This is a genomic window from Burkholderia sp. BDU5, from assembly GCF_001522845.1.
GTDB classification, from domain to species: domain Bacteria; phylum Pseudomonadota; class Gammaproteobacteria; order Burkholderiales; family Burkholderiaceae; genus Burkholderia; species Burkholderia mayonis.
The window spans coordinates 236,003-256,945 of sequence record NZ_LOWC01000142.1; the positions used below are offsets into that span (position 1 = coordinate 236,003).

15 protein-coding genes and 1 pseudogene are annotated in these 20,943 nt (G+C 66.1%); 9 read left to right on the forward strand and 7 right to left on the reverse strand.

The window, feature by feature from the left end; translation table 11 throughout:
- Nucleotides 1-174 precede the first annotated feature (174 nt).
- Nucleotides 175-1,446, forward strand: coding sequence for an O-succinylhomoserine sulfhydrylase (locus WS69_RS22295; protein ID WP_197419294.1), 1,272 nt, complete (start codon nt 175-177; stop codon nt 1,444-1,446).
- Nucleotides 1,447-1,660: 214 nt separating this feature from the next.
- Nucleotides 1,661-2,038 (forward strand): cupin domain-containing protein, encoded by a 378-nt coding sequence (locus WS69_RS22300; protein ID WP_059472838.1) that lies wholly within the window; start codon nt 1,661-1,663, stop codon nt 2,036-2,038.
- Here WS69_RS22300 and WS69_RS22305 read toward each other — a convergent pair.
- From WS69_RS22305 to WS69_RS22315, 3 genes are read right to left on the reverse strand one after another with little or no spacing between them, the layout of a single operon-like run.
- Nucleotides 2,023-3,006: a GDP-mannose 4,6-dehydratase gene (locus WS69_RS22305; protein ID WP_059472839.1), complete on the reverse strand. Its 984-nt coding sequence runs from the start codon at nt 3,004-3,006 to the stop codon at nt 2,023-2,025. The two genes, WS69_RS22300 and WS69_RS22305, sit on opposite strands and share 16 nt — an antisense overlap.
- On the reverse strand, nt 2,993-4,036 hold the full coding sequence (gmd, locus tag WS69_RS22310; RefSeq protein ID WP_059472840.1) for a GDP-mannose 4,6-dehydratase: 1,044 nt from the start codon (nt 4,034-4,036) through the stop codon (nt 2,993-2,995). The genes WS69_RS22305 and gmd overlap by 14 nt, the downstream gene beginning before the upstream one ends.
- Nucleotides 4,037-4,070: 34 nt before the next feature.
- Nucleotides 4,071-5,129: an acyltransferase family protein gene (locus WS69_RS22315; RefSeq protein ID WP_059472841.1), complete on the reverse strand. Its 1,059-nt coding sequence runs from the start codon at nt 5,127-5,129 to the stop codon at nt 4,071-4,073.
- Between the two features lie 208 nt (nt 5,130-5,337).
- Between WS69_RS22315 and WS69_RS33650 the strand changes: the two genes are divergently transcribed.
- From WS69_RS33650 to WS69_RS22330, 4 genes are all read left to right on the forward strand, one after another.
- Nucleotides 5,338-5,526, forward strand: coding sequence for a hypothetical protein (locus WS69_RS33650; RefSeq protein WP_156438316.1), 189 nt, complete (start codon nt 5,338-5,340; stop codon nt 5,524-5,526).
- Nucleotides 5,527-5,683: 157 nt separating this feature from the next.
- Nucleotides 5,684-7,846, forward strand: a complete 2,163-nt coding sequence (locus WS69_RS22320; RefSeq protein ID WP_059472842.1) for a hypothetical protein — start codon at nt 5,684-5,686, stop codon at nt 7,844-7,846.
- 48 nt (nt 7,847-7,894) lie between these two features.
- Nucleotides 7,895-9,364, forward strand: coding sequence for an oligosaccharide flippase family protein (locus WS69_RS22325; protein ID WP_059472843.1), 1,470 nt, complete (start codon nt 7,895-7,897; stop codon nt 9,362-9,364).
- Nucleotides 9,361-11,814, forward strand: a complete 2,454-nt coding sequence (locus WS69_RS22330) for a glycosyltransferase family 4 protein (protein WP_059472844.1) — start codon at nt 9,361-9,363, stop codon at nt 11,812-11,814. The genes WS69_RS22325 and WS69_RS22330 overlap by 4 nt, the downstream gene beginning before the upstream one ends.
- A 465-nt stretch (nt 11,815-12,279) precedes the next feature.
- Here the strand turns inward: WS69_RS22330 and WS69_RS22335 are convergent, their stop codons facing one another.
- Nucleotides 12,280-13,452, reverse strand: a complete 1,173-nt coding sequence (locus WS69_RS22335; RefSeq protein WP_059472845.1) for an acyltransferase family protein — start codon at nt 13,450-13,452, stop codon at nt 12,280-12,282.
- 218 nt (nt 13,453-13,670) lie between these two features.
- On the opposite strand from WS69_RS22335, the gene WS69_RS34245 reads away from it, so the two are divergent.
- A complete protein-coding gene (locus WS69_RS34245) occupies nt 13,671-13,814 on the forward strand; it encodes a hypothetical protein (RefSeq protein ID WP_010109866.1) in 144 nt (47 codons plus the stop codon).
- A 276-nt stretch (nt 13,815-14,090) separates the two neighbouring features.
- On the forward strand, nt 14,091-14,978 hold the full coding sequence (gene galU / locus WS69_RS22340; RefSeq protein WP_059472846.1) for a UTP--glucose-1-phosphate uridylyltransferase GalU: 888 nt from the start codon (nt 14,091-14,093) through the stop codon (nt 14,976-14,978).
- 270 nt (nt 14,979-15,248) lie between these two features.
- On the opposite strand, the pseudogene WS69_RS22345 reads toward galU, so the two are convergent.
- Nucleotides 15,249-16,653: pseudogene (locus WS69_RS22345) on the reverse strand (acyltransferase family protein).
- Here WS69_RS22345 and WS69_RS22350 point away from each other — a divergent pair.
- A complete protein-coding gene (locus tag WS69_RS22350) occupies nt 16,652-17,095 on the forward strand; it encodes an HU family DNA-binding protein (RefSeq protein WP_059472848.1) in 444 nt (147 codons plus the stop codon). The pseudogene WS69_RS22345 and the gene WS69_RS22350 sit on opposite strands and share 2 nt — an antisense overlap.
- 1,251 nt (nt 17,096-18,346) lie before the next feature.
- Here the strand turns inward: WS69_RS22350 and WS69_RS22355 are convergent.
- Both WS69_RS22355 and WS69_RS22360 read right to left on the reverse strand, forming a co-directional pair.
- Complete coding sequence (locus WS69_RS22355) at nt 18,347-19,510, reverse strand: porin (RefSeq protein WP_059472849.1); 1,164 nt, start codon at nt 19,508-19,510, stop codon at nt 18,347-18,349.
- A 455-nt stretch (nt 19,511-19,965) separates the two neighbouring features.
- On the reverse strand, nt 19,966-20,934 hold the full coding sequence (locus WS69_RS22360) for a YihY/virulence factor BrkB family protein (RefSeq protein WP_082716370.1): 969 nt from the start codon (nt 20,932-20,934) through the stop codon (nt 19,966-19,968).
- Nucleotides 20,935-20,943: the final 9 nt, after the last annotated feature.

Consider the following 20,943-nt stretch of genomic DNA (forward strand, 5'->3'; position numbering starts at 1 on the left):
GCCGCGCGCACGCGACCGAAAAGGCGTGATACGATGGCGCCTTGCGTCGATTTGATTTCAGCTTGCGGACGCGGGGCAACCCGAAACAGCTAAAGCGAAGGCCGGCGAGGAGCGCCACGCCGGCCCGAGTCGATAGCTGTTCGTACCGCACACTAAGCCCGCTGATGCCGACGCATGAGCGGGCTTTTTGTTGGTCTGCGCATTCGCCGCGCGGCGCGCATGGCGGCGATGCGCTTGAAAACGGATGAACGGAACATGGACGACTCTCTCAACTTCGACACGCTCGCCGTCCGCTCGGGCACGCTGCGCAGCGAATTCAACGAGCATTCGGAAGCGATCTTCCTGACGTCGAGCTTCTGCTATGCGAGCGCGGCCGAGGCGGCCGAGCGCTTCAAGCATTCGGAAGACTATTACACATACTCGCGCTTCACGAACCCGACCGTCACGATGTTTCAGGATCGCCTCGCGGCGCTCGAAGGCGGCGAGGCGTGCATCGCGACCGCGTCCGGGATGGCGGCGATCATGTCGGTCGTGATGGCCGCGCTGCAGGCGGGCGACCACCTCGTCAGCTCGCGCAGCCTGTTCGGCTCGACGCTCGGCATGTTCGGGCAGATCTTCGCGAAGTTCGGCATCACGACGACGTTCGTCGATCCGGCCGATCTCGACGCGTGGCGCGCCGCCGTGCGTCCCGAGACGAAGATGTTCTTCCTCGAGACGCCGTCGAATCCGATGACCGAGCTCGCCGACATCGAGGCGATCGGCAAGATCGCGAAGGAAGCGAACGCGCTCTTTGTCGTCGACAACTGTTTCTGCAGCCCGGTGCTGCAGCAGCCGCTCAAGCTCGGCGCGGACGTCGTGATGCACTCGGCGACCAAGTTCCTCGACGGCCAGGGCCGCGTGCTGGGCGGCGCGCTCGTTGGCTCGAAGGCGTTCATCATGGAGAAGGTGTTCCCGTTCGTGCGCACTGCGGGGCCGACGCTTTCCGCGTTCAACGCATGGGTGCTGCTGAAAGGGATGGAGACGCTGTCGTTGCGCGTGAACCGGCAGTCGGAGAACGCGCTCGAGATCGCCCGCTGGCTCGAAGCGCATCCGGCCGTCAAGCGCGTGTTCTATCCGGGGCTCGAATCGCATCCGCAATACGCGCTCGCGAAGCGTCAGCAGAAGTCGGGCGGCTCGGTCGTGTCGTTCGAGTTGACGGGCGACACGCCGGAACAGCAGCGCGCGAACGCATGGCGCGTGATCGACGGCACGAAGATCGTGTCGATCACCGCGAACCTCGGCGACACGCGCACGACGATCACGCATCCGGCGACGACGACGCACAGCCGGATCGCGCCGGAAGCGCGCGAGGCGGCGGGAATCACCGAAGGGCTGATCCGGCTCGCCGTCGGGCTCGAGGATCCGGCGGACATCCGCGGCGATCTCGCGCGCGGCCTCGCCGGCTGACGCGGCCGGTTTCGACGCGGCTCGACTCGGCGCATCGTGCTTGATGCGCATCGTGCCGAGCCGCGCGGCACCGCGCCGAGCGGAGCCACCCCGAGCCACCCCGAGCCACCCCGAGCCACCCCGAGCCACCCCGAGCCGCGACAGGCCGGCTTCGGCGCATTCGCGCGGTTGCTGCTAAGCTGGCCGCTCGAATGCATCGACAACGAGCGTCCCCATGTTCCAGGCAGGCACCGGCATCAACTTCGAAGCGGCGTTGCGCGACGTGACCGAATACTGGTCGCCGCGTGTCGTCGGACGCGTGAACGACCAGTACGTGAAGGTCGCGAAGCTGAAGGGCGAATTCACGTGGCACAAGCATGCCGACGAGGACGAAATGTTCTACGTCGTCTACGGCAGCTTGCGGATCCAGTTCGAGGATCGCGACGTCGTGCTGAACGCCGGCGATTTCTGCATCGTGCCGAAGAACACGATGCACAACCCGGTCGCCGAAGACGAGTGCGGGATCGCACTGATCGAGACCGTCACGACGCTGCACACGGGCGACACGCCGTCGCCGTTCGCGAAGAGCATCGACGCTCAGCTCGCCGGCTGACCTTCACGTGCGACGAACGCCGCGCGCATGGCGTCGTACATCCAGCGCAGCGTCTCGTCGAGCGGCGTGCTGCGCACGTCGCCGATCACGCCGCGCAGCTTCTGCCGCGAGCCGACCAGCTTCTTCACTTCGTTCGCGCGCACGAAGCGCGGATCGATGCTGACGTCGATCACGTAGCCCGCGATTCGCGCGAGCATCGCCAGCACTTCCTTCAATGCATGGCCGCGCTCCGCGCACACGTTGAACGTCTCGCCCGCCGGCGCGGCGTCGACGAGCCGCACGTAGGCGTCGGCGACGTCGCGCACGTCGGAGAAATCGCGGCTCACGTCGAGATTGCCGAGCGAGATCCGCGGTTCGCCGCGCGCGTAGTGTGCGACGAGCTTCGGCAACAGGTACGCTTCGCTCTGGCCGACGCCCGTGTAGTTGAACGGCCGCGCGATCACGATCGGCAAGCGGTCGAGCCAGAGCTTCGCCATGTATTCCATCGCGAGCTTGCTGACCGCGTAGTCGTTCGCCGGCTGCGGCGGCGTCGTTTCGTCGAGCACTTCGCTCGGCGCGTTGCCGTAGACGTTCGCGCTGCTCGCAAGCAGCACCGCAGCCGGGCGCGCGTCGAGGCCCGCGAGCGACGCGAGCAGGTTGCGCGTGCCGACCACGTTGACGAGGTAGGTGTCCTGCGGATTGCCGTGCGCGACGTGCGCGCGCGCCGCGAGGTGTACGACCGTGTGCGGGCGCGCGTCGGCGACCGCCGCGTGCAGCGAGTCGACGTCGAGCAAATCCGCCTTCACGCATTGCCAGCGCCGCAGCAGCGGATCGCCGGATATGTCGGTGTCGGACACGTCGATGTCGGGCGCGACCGTGCCCCACACGTCGTAGCCCGCCGCCTCGAGACGCTCGGCGAGGTGGCGTCCGGTGAAGCCCGCGATGCCGGTGACGAGCGCGCGCCGCGCGCCGGATTCAGAAGGTTTCATGGTGATGGTTTCGCGTGATGTCGGCTTCGACCATCATACGGCACAGCGCCTCCAGCGTTGTTTTCGGTGTCCAGCCGAGCTTGTCCTTCGCCTTGTCCGCGCAGCCGATCAGCAGATCGACTTCGGCAGGGCGGTAGAACTTCGGATTCACCGACACGAGCACGTCGCCCGTCGCCGTGTCGATGCCGCGCTCGTCTTCGGCCTTGCCGCTCCATTCGAGCTGGTAGCCGGCCGCCGCGAATGCCATCCGCACGAAATCGCGGACCGTCTCGGTGCGGTTCGTCGCGAGCACGTAGGTGTCGGGCTCGTCCGCCTGCAGCATCCGCCACATCCCTTCGACATACTCGAGCGCGAAACCCCAGTCGCGCTTCGCATCCATGTTGCCGAGCTCGAGCCGGTTCGCCTTGCCGAGCTTGATTTTCGCGATGGTGTCGGTGATCTTGCGCGTGACGAACTCGCGGCCGCGCAGCGGCGATTCGTGATTGAACAGGATTCCGCTCGAACCGAAAATGCCATAAGACTCGCGATAATTGACCGTCGTCCAGTGCGCGAACAGCTTCGCGACGCCGTACGGGCTGCGCGGATAGAACGGCGTGCTCTCGGTCTGCGGGATCGCCTGCACCTTGCCGAACATCTCCGACGTCGACGCCTGGTAATAGCGCGTTTTCGGATTCACGATGCGGATTGCTTCGAGCAGGTTCAGCGCGCCGAGGCCCGTGACGTCGGCCGTCGTCGTCGGCTGATCGAACGATACGCCGACGAAGCTCTGCGCGGCGAGGTTGTACAGCTCGTCCGGCTGCGCGCGTTCGATGAGGCGCAGGCTCGAGCCGAGGTCGGTCAGGTCGTGCTCGACGAGCGTCAGGTTCGGATGCCGGTCGACGCCCAGTTCGGCGATGCGCCAGAAATTCACCGAGCTCGTGCGGCGATACGTGCCGACGATCTCGTAGCCCTTGTCGAGCAACAGCTTCGTCAGATAAGCGCCGTCTTGGCCCGTTATCCCGGTGATGATCGCCTTGCGTGCTTGGGTCATTGCGGTTTCCTAATCGAACGATGGGTGAACCGGATCATGCGGATGCGCGCGCGGCGCCCGCGAGCGCTTGCCGGGGCACGCCGCGCGTCAGGCGCTGCTCGAAGCCGTACCAGCTCGCGGTCGCATACGCGAGCGTGATGCCGAACGCGAGCGCCGCCGTCGGATAGCGGTTCAGGTGCAGCGGCCAGAGCGCATACAGCACGCTCAGGTGGACGAGATAGATCGTGTAGCTGACGGTGCCGATATAGACGAGCGCCGGATTCGTCAGCACGCGCTGCACGAGGCCGCGGCCGCGCAGCGCGATCACGACGATCGATGTGCAGAGCACGAGCGAGATGCTGTAGAGCGTCGCGTTGGAGAGCGGCGTGTTCGCCGCGCGAAAGCGCGGATATGACAGGTGCAGCCACGCGAGCGCCGCGAGCGCCGCGCATGCGAGCGCGATCGCCGCGCCGTAGTACGGCTCGAGCGCGCGCCGGTCGCGGCGCAGCGCGACGGCAAGCAGCGCGCCCGCGGCGAGCAGGTCCATCCGGAACGGCGTCAGGTAGTAGATCGGCCAGAACGAATCGAACCACGGCGTGGCGACCGCGCGCAGCAGCGGCGCCGCGACGATCAGCGCGGCCGCGACCCACGCGAGCGCGCGCTCGGGGATGAGCAGCACGACGAACGGCCAGAAGATGTAGAACTGCTCCTCGACGGCGAGCGACCACAGCACGTTCAGGCTCTCGTGCCCGATGCCGCCGAGCGACAGCCCGATGTTCGTCGAGAAGAACGCGTACCACGGCCAGTGTTTTGCCCATTCGACGCCGAACAGGATCGACGAGACGACGAGCAGCAGCAGATACGGCGGCAGGATGCGGCGCACCCGGCGCGCGTAGAAGTAGCCGAAGTACGACTGGCCGCGCGCCTTGCGTTCGAGCAGGATGCCGGTGATGAGCAGGCCGCTCAGGACGAAGAAGAGATCGACGCCGATCCACAGCGGGGCCTTCAGCGCATGCTGGAAGAACACGGCGAGCACGGCGAACGCACGCAGGCCGTCGAGCTGGACGATGCGGCCGGCATGGGCGGGCGGGGCAACGAGCGTATCGCGAGTCATCGTGCATAGGCGCGGACGATGACGATTCGAGGCCGGTCGCGCGTTGCGCTTTCGTCGTTCCGATCGTCGTGCATCCGCTGAAATAAATGAAAGATCGAGTTGAAATCGATTTTAGGGAAAAGAAATCCGCAAAAAAACGCGTTGTGGTTCGTTCGATTTTTTCTGATGCGGCGCGGCAGCCGCGTCCGCCGGGCGACCGGCGGATGCGATGCGAAATTCGACCCCGATTGTCTTGATCGCGCGCGCGATGCCGCGCGGCATTGTCTACGCGCGTCCGCAGGCGCCGCCGGCCGTTCTCGCCGGCGGAAAGCGGCTCGAAACGATCATTCGATACACGATCGCGCATCGAAATATCCGCAAATATTTCCAAATTTCTTGTGAATATTTTTGCTTGTAACCTGCTTCGCATCGTTTGAAACCTATTTTGCGATGCGTGCATGCGTCGCAAACGCACGAGCGTTTCGTGCGTCCGGCTCGCATTTCGGCCAGGCGCGCGCGGGCGTCTCGTCACGGTCGAAGGGAGAGGCGTTTTGCGACGTTTGATGCGGATGGGAGTGGCGGTGTGCGCGGCGGCGATGCTGACGGGCGCCGCGAGAGCAGAGAACGTGCTGCCCGCGACGACGTCGTGGATCGGCAACACCTATGGCTATGGCGATGGCACGTGGACGCAGATCGACATTCACGCGATCGCGGTCGCGCCCGACGGCAAGGTGTATACGAATGCGCCGTGGGACGAAAGCGGCGCGGAAGCGAGCGTCTATCAGGACGGCAAGATGCTCGGCTTCGCGGGCGGCACGCACGGCTGGGGCAACGCGGGCGGCAATGCGATCGCTGTCAACAGCCGCTATGCGTACGTCGCGATCGCGGTCGGCAACGAAAAAGGCCGGCTCGTCGGACCGGGCCTCTGGCCAGACAAGGGCCGGCAGTGGTATGGGATCTCGCGCCGCGACATCGGCGACGTGAAGCAGGCCGCGCCGTTTCGCAGCGCGAAGGCGTCGGACGCGCGCGCGAAGCTCGCGGCGAGTTTCCTGATGGTCAACGACGTGCCGACCGACACGCGCGCGGAAATCGCGGGCCTCGCGGCGAACGACAGCGTGCTGTACGCGACCGATCCGCTGCACGACACCGTTAACGTGTACGACGCGCAGACGATGCAGAAGAAGGGCGCGTGGAGCGCGCACGAGCCGGGCCGGATCGCGCTCGCGGGCGACGGCACGCTGTGGCTGTTGACCGGCACGGTGAACGGGCCGGCGAAACTCGCGCACGTGCGCCCCGACGGCCGCGCGATCGACGACGCGCCCGCGTTGCCGTCGGGCACCGACGCCGTGGACGTCGCGACCGACGCGAAGGGCCGCGTGCTGATCGCCGACAACGGCCCGCGCCAGCAGGTCCTGATCTTCTCGAAATCCGGCGGAGGCGGCTATGCGATGTCAGGCACGCTCGGCGAGCGCGGCGGCATCTTCTCGGGCTATGCGGGGCGGCCGGGGCCGCAGCGCTTCAACGGGCTGACGGGCGTCGGCGTCGATCGCGCGGGCAACGTCTACGTCGCGACGAACGGCATCGGGCCGCGCCAAGGCCAAGGCACGATCGGCGCGGGGCTCGGCAGCACGCTCGAGAGCTACGCGCCAGACGGCCGGCTGCGCTGGCAGGTGCAGGGCCTGTTGTTCGTCGATGGCGCGTGGATCGATCCGGGCCGGCCGAACAGCGTCTACACGGGCAACAAGCGCTTCGAGCTCGATCTGTCGAAGCCCGTCGGCAAGGAATGGAAATATGCGGGATTCCTGTCGAACCGCTTCAAGTATCCGGACGATCCGGTGTTCAACACCGATCAATGGCCGGGGATGCCGTTCGCGCGCAAGGTCGCGGGCCGCACGTTCCTCTATCTGACTGACATGTACGCGGACCATCTGAAGATCTATCGCTTCGATCCGAAGCGCGACGGCGAGACCGCGATTCCGTCGGGGCTGCTCGCGGGCCGCGCACGGCCCGTCGACAAGGTGCCGAACCGGCCGTCGGGCGGCGACTGGATCTGGCGCGACGCGAACGGCAACGGCCGCATCGACGAAGGCGAGTTCGAGCTGAACACGACCGGCAAGGGCATGGCGGGCGGCTGGGGCTGGTGGGTCGACACGAGCGGCGACATCTGGCGCACGAGCGACACGCGCGGCATCCGGCGCTTCCGCTTCGGCGGCCTCGACAAGGCCGGCAACCCGATCTACGCGTACGGCAAGCTGACGACGTATCCGACGCCCGCGCCGTTCACCGAACTGCGGCGCTCGCTGTACGACGCGTCGACCGACACGCTGTACGTGACGGGCTACACGGCCGGCGCGCCGCGCGTGGGCGGCCTTTCGAAGGAAGTGGGGCGCGTGCTCGTGCGCTTCGACAAGTGGTCGAGCGGTTCGCCCGTCGTGCGTTACCAGGTTTCGCTGCCGTGGCAGCTCGACGCGAAGCCGATCTTCACGCTGATCGGCCTGACGGTCGAAGGCCGCTATCTGTTCGGCGTCGAGCCGGTCGGCACCGTGCACGTGTACGACAAGGAGAACGGCCGCGAGCTCGGCGTGATCAAGCCGGGGCCGGAAGTCGGGCGCGCGTCCGGCTGGGTCGACGTCCCGTTCGGGATTAGCGCGTACAAGCGCGACAACGGCGAGTACCTGATCTTCGTCGAGGAGGACGCGCGCGGCAAAGTGATGATGTATCGATGGAGGCCGCAATGACCGGCGCGTGGACGAGGGCGGGCGTGAACGGGGCGGGGTGGCGTGACCATGGATAAAGGCATTCTGAAGAACGTCGCGATCAATTTCTTCGGCCTGATCCTGCCGACTTTCGTGTCGCTCGTGACGGTGCCCGCGTACATCAAGGCGCTCGGCGTCGAGCGCTACGGCGTCGTGAGCCTCGTGTGGACGCTGATCGGCTATTTCGGAATCCTCGATCTCGGGATGAGCATGGCCGCGCAGAACCACATCTCGAAGGCGCTCGCGAGCGGCGACGCGAAAGAGAGCGCGCGCGTGTTCTGGAGCGCGTTCTGGCTGAACCTCGCGACCGGGATCGCGGGCGGGCTCCTGATCTACTTCGGCGCGTTCATGTACACCGCGTACTTCACGAAGGTGTCGGCCGAACTGCAGCACGAGGTGTATCTCGCGCTGCCGTGGCTCGCGCTCGCGATTCCGCTCGCGAACGTGTCGTGGGTGTTCGCCGGCGCGATCAACGGCGCCGAGCGTTTCGGCGTGTTCAACACGAACCAGACGATCGGCACCTTCCTGTTCCAGCTCATGCCGCTGTTCGCCGCGTGGCTCGTCGCGCCGACGCTGCAGGTCGTGCTCGCCGCCGCGGTCGGCGCGCGCTTCATCGCCGCGGTGATGCTCGGCTCGGCGAGCATGAAGGTGCTCGGCATCCGCAAGATCGAGCCGCCGCAGCTCGGCACCGCGAAGGGACTCTTCAACTTCGGCGGCTGGATGCTGATCGCGAGCACGACGAGCATGATCGCCGACACGCTCGATCGCGTGATGCTGGGCGCGGGGCTCGGCGCGAAGTACGTCACGTATTACACGGTGCCGCAGAACCTCGTCACGCGCCTGAACATGCTGCCGAACGCGCTCGTGCGCACGCTGTTTCCGCGGCTGTCGGCGGTCGGCCGCGATCACGCGGACACGCTCGTCAAGCAGTCGCTCGAATTCCTGAACGGCGTGTTCACGCCGGTCGCGATCGTCGCGGTCTTCGCGCTCGGGCCGTTCCTCACGCTGTGGATCGGCCGGGATCTCGCCGAGCTGTCGGCGCCCGTCGGCCGCGTGCTCGTGATCAGCGTGTGGCTCGTCGGACAGGCAAGCGTCACGCGCATCCTGATCCAGTCGCAGGTCAACCCGGCGCGCGCCGCCGCCGCGGGCCTCGTGCAGATGCCGTTCTTCGTCGGCGCGCTGTGGGTCGGCATCCACCATTTCGGGCTGATCGGCGCGGCGGTCGTCGTCGCCGCGCGCGCGCTCGTCGATTACGGCGTGCTGCTGTATCTGTCCGCGATCCGGATGCGCGCGATCGCGCTCGACATGTTCGCGCACCTCGCATTCCTGCTTGCGAGCCTTTACTTCGCGCACGCGCTGCCCGGCGGCCTCGCCGCCGCGGTCGCCGGGTGCGCGGTCGCGGTCGCGTTGAATGTCGGCTGGTCGATCACGATGACGCCCGGCATGCGCGCGCTCGCGCGCAGCGTGCTCGTGCGCCTGAACCCGAGGAAGAGCGTATGAATCGCGATCTTGCAGAACACCCGTTGCAGCGCGCCGCGACGTTTCAGGACGTCGAGCGCGACGCGCGCGTCGCCGATGCGCCGCCGCTTCCGCAGCGTGCGCGCGACGCGGCGCGGCCGCTGCGCGTTGCGATCGTCCACGACTGGCTCGTCACCTATGCGGGCGCCGAGCGCGTGCTCGAGCAGATCGTCGCGTGCTTTCCGGACGCGGATCTGTTCAGCCTCGTCGATTTCGTCGACGATCGCACGTTCCTGCGCGGCAAGCCGGTCACGACGTCGTTCATCCAGAAGCTGCCGTACGCGCGCACGAAGTACCGCAGCTATCTGCCGCTGATGCCGCTCGCGATCGAGCAGCTCGACGTGTCCGCGTACGATCTCGTCATTTCGAGCAGCCACGCGGTCGCGAAGGGCATTCTCACCGGGCCGGACCAGGTACACGTCAGCTACGTGCATTCGCCGATCCGCTACGCGTGGGATCTCCAGCATCAGTACCTCGAACAATCGCAGTTGACGCGCGGTGTCAAATCGGCGGTCGCGCGGCTGATCCTGCATTACATCCGCAATTGGGACGTGCGCACGTCGAACTCGGTCGACCGCTTCGTCGCGAACTCGGCGTTCATCGCGCGGCGCATCCACAAGGTCTATCAGCGCGACGCCGCGGTCGTGTTTCCGCCCGTCGACGTCGACGCGTTCACGCTGTCGACGCACAAGGAAGACTTCTACCTGACCGCGTCGCGGATGGTGCCGTACAAGAAGATCGACCTGATCGTCGAAGCGTTCGCGCAGATGCCCGAGCGGCGGCTCGTCGTGATCGGCGACGGCCCGGACATGCGGAAGATCCGCGCGAAGGCCGCGCCGAACGTCGAGATCATGGGCTATCAGCCGTTCTCGGTGCTGCAGGACCGGATGCGCCGCGCGAAGGCGTTCGTGTTCGCGGCGGAGGAGGATTTCGGGATTTCGGTCGTCGAGGCGCAGGCGTGCGGCACGCCCGTCATCGCGTTCGGCAAGGGCGGCGCGCTCGAGACGGTGCGCGACGCGGCGTCGCACGAGCGGCCGACCGGCGTGTTCTTCGACGAGCAGAGCGCGCGCGCGATCGTCGAAGCGGTCGACGACTTCGAGCGCGCGCCGGACCGCTTCGAGCCAGAGGACTGCCGCGCGAACGCCGAGCGGTTTTCCGCCGCGCATTTCCGGCGGCGCTTCGTCGCGCAGATCGATGCGCTGCTGCCGAACGCGCAGGCGCGCGCGATGCGCGCGGGCGCCGCGCAGCCGGCCAGCGGCATGTCGCTCGCGGCGAGCGGCCTGAAGGCGCTCGTGCTCGACCAGAGCGGCGTGCTGGGCGGCGCCGAGCTGTCGCTGCTCGAAATCATGAAGCATCTGCGCGATTCGGCCGACGTCGTGCTGTTCGACGACGGTCCGTTCCGCGCGGCGCTCGACGAAGCGGGCGTGCGTGTCGACGTCGTCGGCCAGCGCGCACTCGCGGGCGTTCACAAGCAGGGCGGCGTGTCGCTGCGCGCGGCGGGCAGCCTGCTCGCGCTCGTGCGCGACGTCGCGCGCCGCGCGCGCGACGCCGACGTGATCTACGCGAATACGCAGCGCGCGATGGTGGTCGGCGCGCTCGCCGGGCGGCTCGCGCGCAAGCCGGTCGTCTGGCATCTGCGCGACATCGTCAGCGAAGCGCATTTCGGTTCGAAGCAGCGGCTCGCGATCAAGCATTGCGCGCGGCTCGGCGTCACGCGCGTGATCGCGAACTCGGACGCGTCCGCGCAGGCGTTCCTCGCGCTGACGGACTTCGACCGCCGCGCGGTGCAGGTCGTCTTCAACGGAATCTCGGCCGAGCCGTTCGTCGCGCTGGAACCGGTCCGCCAGGCCGCGCTGCGCATGCGCTTCGGCTTGCCGGCCGACGCGTGGATCGTCGCCTCGTTCAGCCGGCTCGCGCACTGGAAGGGGCAGCACGTGCTGCTCGAGGCGGCGCGGCTCTATCCGGACATGCACGTCGCGCTCGTCGGCGCGCCGCTCTTCGGCGAGGACGAATACGCGGCCGAACTGCGCGGCCACGTCGCGCTGCACGGGCTCGGCGAGCGTGTGCATTTCCTCGGCTTCCAGCGCGACGTCGCCGCGTGCATGAAGGCGGTCGACGTCGTCGCGCACACGTCGATCACGCCGGAGCCGTTCGGCCGCGTGATCGTCGAAGGGATGCTCGCGAAGCGGCCGGTCGTCGCGGCGCGCGCGGGCGGCGTCGTCGAGATCATCGACGACGACGTGAACGGCCTCCTCTGCGAACCCGGCGACGCCCACGCGCTCGCCGACGCGCTCGCCGCGCTGCGGACCGACGCGGTCCTGTACGAGCGGCTCGTCGCGAATGGCTACGACACCGCGGTGAGCCGCTTCGGCACGCAGACTTACGTCGAGCAGGTCGAGCGGATTCTCGTCGGGACCGCGCGGCGGCGGTGAAACCGGTTTGGCGGCGAGCGGGCGGCGCGGCGGCCTGGCGATCACATTGCCGATACCGGGTACCTGAACGCGCTGTCGCGCTCGTCGTCGGCAGACGCCGGGATTCCTTCGCAATCCGCGATATTGCCGAGCAGCCGCTCGGATTGTTGCGTGTCCGTTCAATGCCATGCTGCTGGGCGGCGTGCCTGACGTGCCGCGCGACCGTTCGCAGCGGCGACGTTCGGATCGCTGTCTTCACGCGTCCAAGACCATATAGACCGGCTTTCGACCGACGTATCGAGGGCGACGCGACGAAGACATTCGCCGCGACGTCGCCATGCATGCGCCCGATTTACCGGGCCGCTCGGCGCATGTTGACGGCAAGCGTTTTCGTACCGCCGACACGGGCACGCGTTGGCCGCTTCGATCCTCGCGCGGCGGGCCGCGCCGCCGCCACGGGGCGCCGCAAGCCGCCCGCCCCGTTCGTCAGACGGGCATCCGCTGCTGCGCGGCCGCTGCGATGGCCCGCTTCGGCTTGAGGCTTGCCGACCAGCGCATCGCCGGCAGCTCGAACATCCGGTAGAACAGATACGCGACGGGCACGACGGCCGCGATGAACGCGAACGACGGCCAGATCGACAACTGCAGCCCGGAGCGGTACAGCACCGACGCGACGCACACGAAGAACGGAAGATGGATCAGGTAAAGCGAGTAGCTGAAATCGCCGAACCACGACAGCACCCGCATCGGCGCGCAGGTCGACACGGGCCGCGCGAGCGCCGCGTACAGATAGCACGCGAAGCCGGCCGCCCATAGCTGGAACGCGCCGTATTGGCCGAAGTGGAACGCGACGCAGCCGAGCGCGACGCCGATCGCCGCGGCCACGTACCAGAGCCGCGACGGGGCCGGCGCGACGTGCGCGTCGCGCTGTGCGCGGACGTCGGCGATCCACGCGCCGACCGTCCACGACAGCCAGTACGACGTGAAGAACTGCAGATCGTGCCGCTCGAGCAGCCAGGCCGACGCGACGTTGACGAGTGCGATCGCGACGACGACGGGCAGCATCCCGAAGCGGCGGCGCGCCGCGAAGAGGAGCGGGTAGATCGCGTAGAACTGCACTTCGAGCGACAGAGTCCACAGCGCGCCGTTCGACCCGTACGTGTACCCCGCGACGCCCTGCAGCGACAGCAGGTTGACGGCGAACGGCGTGAGCCCGATGTCGCGGATCTTGTGGCTGACGGGCTCGAGCTGCAGGCTGATCGAGTCGAACGCGAGCGTCGCGACGAGCGCGGCGAGCAGCACCGGATAGATGCGGGCGAAGCGGCGCGCCCAGAAGTTCGGCGCGTTGAGCCGGTACGCCGGATCGGCGGCGAGCTTGAGCGCCGCGCTGCGGTGGATGCAATAGCCGCTGATCACGAAGAAGATGGGCACGCCGGCCGAGCCCCACGCGAACGGAAACGTCAGATAGCCGACGATCACGCTCGGATCGAGCGAATGGCCGTAGGTCCGATGGAAGTTCTGCATCCCGACCCACACGACCTGCCGGCAGTGAAAGTACGCGACGAGCAGCGCGGCGAAGCCGCGCAGCGCGTCGATCAGGTGTTCCTTGTGGTCGGTGGCGGGCGGCCGCGCGCCCAACGTCACGCTCGAAGCATTCATGCGGTCCGGTTCCTTGCAATGAGAAAGACGCGAAAGACGCCATTCGATCGTAATCCGCAAGAAATCCGGGTGGGAGAATAAAAAAATCGCTTATCCAATAAATGTAATTATTCGTATCCATTCGTAACGGTTTTCACGTTGCGGTATGGCGGCAAATTATTTATCGATTTTTTTCTGATAGCTTGAGATCCCATGTCGATTGAAGGAGGGAGCCCACGATGGACATGCATTGGATCGCAAGCGGCGCCGTATTGCTCGTCATGGCCGTGCTGTCGGCTTATCGGGACGCGCTGAAGAACGAGCCGATCAACCGCTTCGGCTTCGGCCGCGGCCGTGCGCCTTATTCGGAGGAATTCGAATAATTGAATGTAACGGATCGAATCGGTAAATTGTCGCGAAGCACCCGGCGGGTCGGCAAGATCGACCGACTCCGCGACGATTATCCGAATGTGATTATATCCGGGCGGTCCTTTCATATTAATGAAAGAAGCGCCGCGTCAAGCAGACGATTTTTTCAGATTGATGTTTTGCCGGCGCGTCGAATGCCGATGCGCATCGCCCGTCGAGCGCAGCCGCGCTTGGCGCGCGATCCCGACATTTGACGCCCGGCCAACCGTCAACACTTTCGGGATGCGATCATGTTGAAAGTCACCAAAGCCGTGTTCCCCGTTGCCGGTCTCGGCACACGGTTTTTGCCCGCCACCAAGGCGAGTCCCAAGGAAATGCTGCCGGTCGTCGACAAGCCGCTGATCCAGTATGCGGTCGAAGAGGCGATCAACGCAGGCCTCACCGAGATGATCTTCGTGACGGGGCGCAGCAAGCGCGCGATCGAAGATCACTTCGACAAGTCGTTCGAAATCGAGTCCGAGCTCGAGGCGCGCGGCAAGGAAAAGCTGCTCGAACTCGTGCGCAGCATCAAGCCGAGTCACGTCGATTGCTTCTACGTGCGGCAGCCGGCCGCGCTCGGCCTGGGTCACGCGGTGCTCTGCGCGGAGAAGCTCGTGCACGGCGAGCCGTTCGCGGTGATCCTCGCCGACGACCTGCTGCACGGCGACCAGCCGGTGCTCAAGCAGCTCGTCGACGTCTTCAACCACTATCACAGCTCGGTGATCGGCGTCGAAACGATCGAGCGCGAGGAAAGCCGCTCGTATGGCGTCGTCGAAGGGCGCGAGTGGGAGGAGGACATCATCAAGCTGTCGGGCATCATCGAGAAGCCGGCGCCCGAGCATGCGCCGTCGAATCTCGGCGTCGTCGGGCGCTACGTGCTGATGCCGAGCATCTTCGATCACCTGCGCAAGACGAAGCCGGGCGCGGGCGGCGAACTGCAACTGACGGATGCGGTGCAGTCGCTGCTGACCGAGGAGCAGGTGCTCGCGTACCGCTATTACGGCACCCGCTTCGACTGCGGCAGCAAGCTCGGCTATTTGAAGGCGACTGTCGAGCTCGCGCTCCAGCATCCGGAAGTCGGCCGCGATTTCGAGGCGTATCTGCGCAACTGTCTGCCCGCGCTTGCCGCAGTCGCTTAGCATCCCTGTCTTCTGACGTCCAAGGTGTGTGGTGGTTGTTCCGTTGGCCCCGGTTCGCATGAGCCGGGGCATTTTTATGTCCGGGGCGGCGCGGCGCGGGGAAGCGCTCCGCATGCAAAATGGCCTGGCCGCGTACCGACTTCCGGCGCTCAAATGACTCTTGCGTGATCAAGTGTCCCGTGTAGCCGCTCGCGAACCCGCGGCGCAATGCGGCTTCGAGCGGTCCAGGCTCTTGTCGTCGAATACACGCGTTTAGCAGCATCGTGCGCGTCACCGCACGGCCGTGCGCTCGCGCGGCGCGAACCGCCGACGCAACGCGCTCTCGAGCGGCTTCTTGTAATCCAGCACGCGCTTTTCCAGGTACTGCCACGACAGATGCGCGAGCAGCACGGACAGCAGAAACTGCAGGATCTCGGGCAGCAATTCCCGTAGCGAATGCGGGACGTGCAGCCGTTCGTAGAGGCCCGGCATCACGCCGAGATGCTCCGGAATCAGGTTATGGAACAGATAGAACCCGTAGCTGATGGCGCCGAGGTACGCGATCGGCGCCCATTCGAGCAGCGCGACGGCTGGATGTTCGGGACGGCTCACGATCCAGAACAGCAGGATGCCGAGCGAGACGCCGAGGGCGACGTCCGCTGGACCGCCGGCCGTGGCGGAAAGCGGCGCGGCCCACATCGCCAGCGTTGCGCAGAACGTCACGCCTGCAGCGCCGGCCCAAAGCATGAGTGTGCCGACAGCGCCTTTCGGCGCGGCCACGCCGCCGCTGTGCAGGATCCCGCCGATGCCGCCGAGCGCGATCAACGCGAAATTCCACGGCGAGAACGCATAAATGAGCACCGGCGATGCGTGTTGCAGATACAGCAGCGCGTGCGCGATCGCGGCGAGCGCGACGGCCGCCGCGCAATACGCGAGATGGCGCGACGCGCGGGTCGCGAGCAGCGCGAGCGGCGCGATCAGGTAGAACTGCTGTTCGACGGCGAGGCTCCAGAAGTGCGATGTGCTGCCGGGCCAGCCGTCCTTGACGGCGCCGATCCAATAGTTCGACAGAAACACCGCGTGCCAGCGCAGCCCGAGGTCGACGCCGTGCTGATAGATGTGGCGATGCGCGATCGCGAGCGCGGCGAGCAGCAGGTAGTAGACGGGCAGGATGCGCAGCGCGCGCTTGCCAGCGAACAGCCAGAACGCGTAGCGGCGGCACGACGTGCCGCGCTCGATCGCGAGCCGGCTGCGGTGCAGTTCGCCGACGATCAGAAAGCCGCTGATGAGGAAGAACGTCCAGACGCCGATCTGGCCGACGTCGACCGCGCCAAAGTGCGCGCGGTGCGATAGGAAGACAAGTGTGACGGCGACGGCGCGCAAACCGTCGAGCCCTCTAACATGCTTGATTGCGCGCATTCCATATCCCAAGCGATGCGATGCCGACGGACAGTATAGGAATGCAAATGTCGAACATAATTCGCCGTTTCGATTCGGCGCGCGACACAAAAAAACGCTGCATACACGGGCCGAAACGACATCCGTAGTCAGCGGCGCGCAACAAAACCTGCGGGAAACCCGCGGATAACGCATAAAAGTGCTGCACGAAGCGGCGCGGCGCTTGTAGAATCCGGCGTTGAAGCTCGCATGTCGCGCGCTTCGTGTATCCAACGACCACACCTGGTAGGAGAAACATGGCGACTTCCGCAAAAAAGGTGGCTAAGAAGGCTGCCGCACCGGCCAAGAAAGTGGCTGCCAAGAAAGCAGCGCCCGCGAAGAAAGTAGTGGCCAAGAAGGCTGTCGCGAAGGCGCCTGCCGCTCCGACGCCGCTCAAGGACTCGTTCACGAAGGCGTCGCTCGCCGCTCACATCGCCGAGCGTGCCGAGGTCGAACTGAAGGCCGTGAAGGCTGTGCTGACGGCACTCGAGAACGCGATCCTCGGTTCGATCCACAAGAAGGGTGCGGGCGAGTTCACGCTGCCGGGCCTTCTGAAGATCTCGGCGCAAGCCGTGCCGGCGAAGAAGAAGCGCTTCGGCAAGGATCCGTTCACGGGCGAAGAACGTTGGTTCCCGGCGAAGCCGGCCAGCGTGCGCGTGAAGGCTCGTGCGCTGAAGAAGCTGAAGGACGCGGCAGCGTAAGGACGGCGTGCGGTTTGCCGGAATCGTCCGGTAGCTGCGATAGTCCGAAAAAGTCCCCGCGTGCGAAAGCGCGCGGGGATTTTTTTGTCTGTGCACGGCGCGGTGCGGCGCAAGGTGTGCGGCGTCCGGCGCGCGGCGAGTCGTGCGCGGGCGTAGTGAATGTGGTTGCGAACGGGGCGCGCGGCGCGGTCGCCGTGACGGCGGAGCGGGCGTTGCAGCGATGCGGCTAGACGTAAGTCTCCTGGTTGTCGGCGAACGATGGATCGACGCGGCGACGATGCGATGTCGCGCGACGCTCGCCGGCGAGCCGGGATGTCCGGGATGTCCGTGCACTTGCAACGCGACGCGGCGCGCGGACGAGCAAGCGGGCTGTCCATGGCGAATGGAAGCGTCGCCGGGCGATTTCAGTGAGGAGTCGTCGACGGTCGAGCAAATCGGCGCAGCACGCGCATGTAGACCGGCGAAGGACGTGTGCGGCGTGGCGGTGTCGGGTACGCGCAGGCGATAGCATGCCGGTTCATTTTGAGATTGCGCGTGGAGCAACCGGTCGGCACGCGCATCGGCATTCGCACGCGCGACGGCAACGATAGCGTGCGGCGCGATCGGGTTGGCGAGGGCAGGGCTCGGTCACGTATGCCGTGCGATGGCGGCGTGGCGGATCGTCGGCGGGCGACTACCGCCGCCGCCGTCATCGTCATCGTCGTTCGGCCCCGCGCGCGTCGAGCGCTAGGCTCAAATGCAGACTGGCGAAGCGAAACGCCGACGGATGATCTGCGTCGGATTGGGCGGCGTTGACGGGCGATGTACGGAGACGCCGCCGGATCCAAGCGCGCGATCGTACTGGGGAAGTGTGGCGCGGGAAAGCGTGCTGTGCCGAGCGCCGAGAAACGGCGACGCGCGTCGCCGGAAAGCGTCGACCGTGCTGCGTTGCTCGTTGCGCGCCGCCCGGCTCGCGACAGCGAAGCCTTTGGCTCGCAGGCGCATCATGCCGGCCTTGCTGGCTCTGCGAGCGAAGTTCGGGGCTCGTTGCCTTATCCGAGATTGCGGAACGCGTATAGCGCTTGCGGCGCGGCATGGCGCGCGCCGATGTCGGGCGAATCGCCAACACTGTCTTCTTGCCGTGGCATGTACGTCCGCACGGCACTGCTAACAAAACAAAAAAGCCAGCCGTCCGCACATGCGTCAGGCTGGCTCTGCGGTCGCGGCCGGCGACGCCCGAGAGCGTCGCCGAACCGTTGCTTGCGGCTGCGCTTAGAACTTGTGGCGCAGGCCCAGAGCGACGATTTCTTGCGACTTCGTGCCGCCGATGCCGTACGAGCCGACCGACGCCTGTGCTTCGCCGCCGCCGGCTTGCGTGCCGCTTGCGTGCTGGTACGCGCCAGCCAGATAGACATCGGTACGCTTCGACAGCGAGTAGTCCGCACCCAGCGAAACCTGGTGGTACTTCGCGTTCGAATCGCCGCTCGACTTCGTGTAGATGTAGCCGAGGCCCAGCAGCAGTGCCGACGTCGCCTGGTACGTGACGAAGCCGCGACCCGTGTTGTACTTCTCGGTCGAGCCGAACGCCGAAGCGTTGTCCGACTTGTATTGCGCATTGCTGTAGCCGAGGCCGAACGTGACCGGACCGATCACGTATTGAGCGCCGACTTGAGCGATGCCGATCGATTTGGCCGTCGCGTAGCCGTTGTTCAGGAACAGCGAGTTGTTCGAACCGTCGAAGATCGCGTCGGACGAGCCACCCCAGCCCGTACGAATGCCGGCGGCGCTGAGCGGTGCCGAGTTCGACGTATGGAAGTAGCCGGCTGCGACGCCGAGCGGGCCGTTGTTGTATGCAGCAGCGGCCGACCACGTCTGGCCGGTGCCCGGTGAGCCCGCGATGCCGCTGAAGCCGTACAGGGCTTCGAACTGGAGGCCGGCGAACACGGGCGACGTGTACTTGACCGTGTTGTTCACGCGCAGGCTGTTGTCGTTGTTGTCGACATCGCCCGGGGTGGCGAACAGGCTGCCGAAGTAGTTGTCTGCTGTGACCGGTTGAACCAGGTCGACGAGCGGATCGTACTGGCGGCCGAGCGTCAGCGTGCCGTATTGATCGCTTTGCAGGCCGACGAACGCCTGACGACCGAACATGCGGCTGCCTTGGCCGAGTTCGCCGTTGGCCGAATTGAAGCCGTTTTCGAGTTGGAAGATCGCCTTCAGGCCGTTGCCCAGATCTTCGGTGCCCTTCAGGCCCCAGCGGCTGCCTTGCAGGTTGCCGCTGCCCATCATCCAGGCGTTGTTGGCCTGGCCGTCGTTGCCGTGGACATAAGTGATCGACGTATCAATCACGCCATACAGCGTGACGCTGCTTTGAGCCTGAGCTGCGCCGGCTGCGCCCAGCAGGGCGAGCGAGAGGGTAGACAGAGCAAGTTTCTTCATCGAGTTATTTCTCCACGCGAGTGAGTCGTTATTTGTTGCGGATTGGAGAATAGCGCACTGCACCAGACGCAAGAAATCCAAAAAAATAAAGTGTCTCGAAAAGGTAACAGTGAGGGAAAGTCGTTTTATATCAATCACATAAACGACTATTTCGGTTCGGGGAACACTGATCGATTGTTGCGTTGCGATTGTTGCGGCAACAAGCATCGTCCGCGGGAGGACGAGCGTTTCGGGGTTGTTCATGCAACAAAATCAGGGTGAGCAAACGTTTGCGCTTGCGGGTCGGGCCATGAGCGCGTTCAACGCGCGGTCCTACGCCGCAAGACGGTACGGCGGAATGCATCCGCGCGACCGCGTTCGGCGCACTTGCGCGCCGAGCCGATCGTTTGCTTAGGCGCAAGACCCGGAAAGGCAGGCGTAAGGAGCGGACTGTCTAGAGTCACATGTCCATCGCGTCAATCGCGCGGGCCGCGACGTACCGCCGCGGCTTCGGCTTCGGCAGCAGCGGCAGCGGTATCGGCGTGGGCTTCGGCGTCGGCAGCGGCAGCGGCGTCGTCCGCCGCGTGCGCGGCGCCGCGCGCCGCCGCGAATTCCGCGCCGAGCAGCAGCACTGCGGCCGAAAAGTACAGCCACATCAGCAGCACCGCGAACGATCCCGCGGCGCCGAACGCGCTCGCGGTGCCCGCGTGCGCGAGGTACAGCGCGAAGAGCTTCTTGCCCGCCGAGAACAGCACGGCGGAGACGATGCCGCCCGTCATCGCGTCGCGGATCGACACGCGCGCGTCCGGCAGGAACTTCATCAACGTGCCGAACGCGAACGCGAGCACCGCGATGCCGATCGAGAACTGCAGCAGGTTGCCGATCACGACATAGGGCGAGTTGCCCCACAGCCAGCGGCCGATGAACGTGATCGCGGTGTCCAGCACCAGCGACACGATCAGCAGGAACGCGACGCCGAGCACGAGTCCGAACGAGACGAGCCGCACCCGCACGAGGCCGAGCACGGACGATGCGCGCGTCCCGGCCGCAGGCCAGATCACGCTGAGCGCCGTGTTGAGCGATGCGAACGTCGCCGATGCGCCGACCGCGAGCATCGCGAACGAGATCAGCGCCGCGATGCCGCCGCGACTGCCGCTGCGGTGTGCGTTCTCGACGATCGTCTGCACGCCGGCCGCCGCCTCGTTGCCGATCAATTCGTGGACGTGACTGAACACCTCGCCGCGCGCGGCGTCGGCGCCGAAGAACCACCCGGCGACCGCGATCACCATCACGAGCATCGGCGCGAGCGAGAACGCCGAATAGAACGCGATGCTCGCCGCCATCGCGGAGCAGCGGTCGGTGGAGAAGCGCTTGAACGCGTTCACCGCCCAGTTGACGTTATGACGGACGAGCTTGTGCGGTTGCTGCGGGATCAGTGATTTCATGGGGTGCGC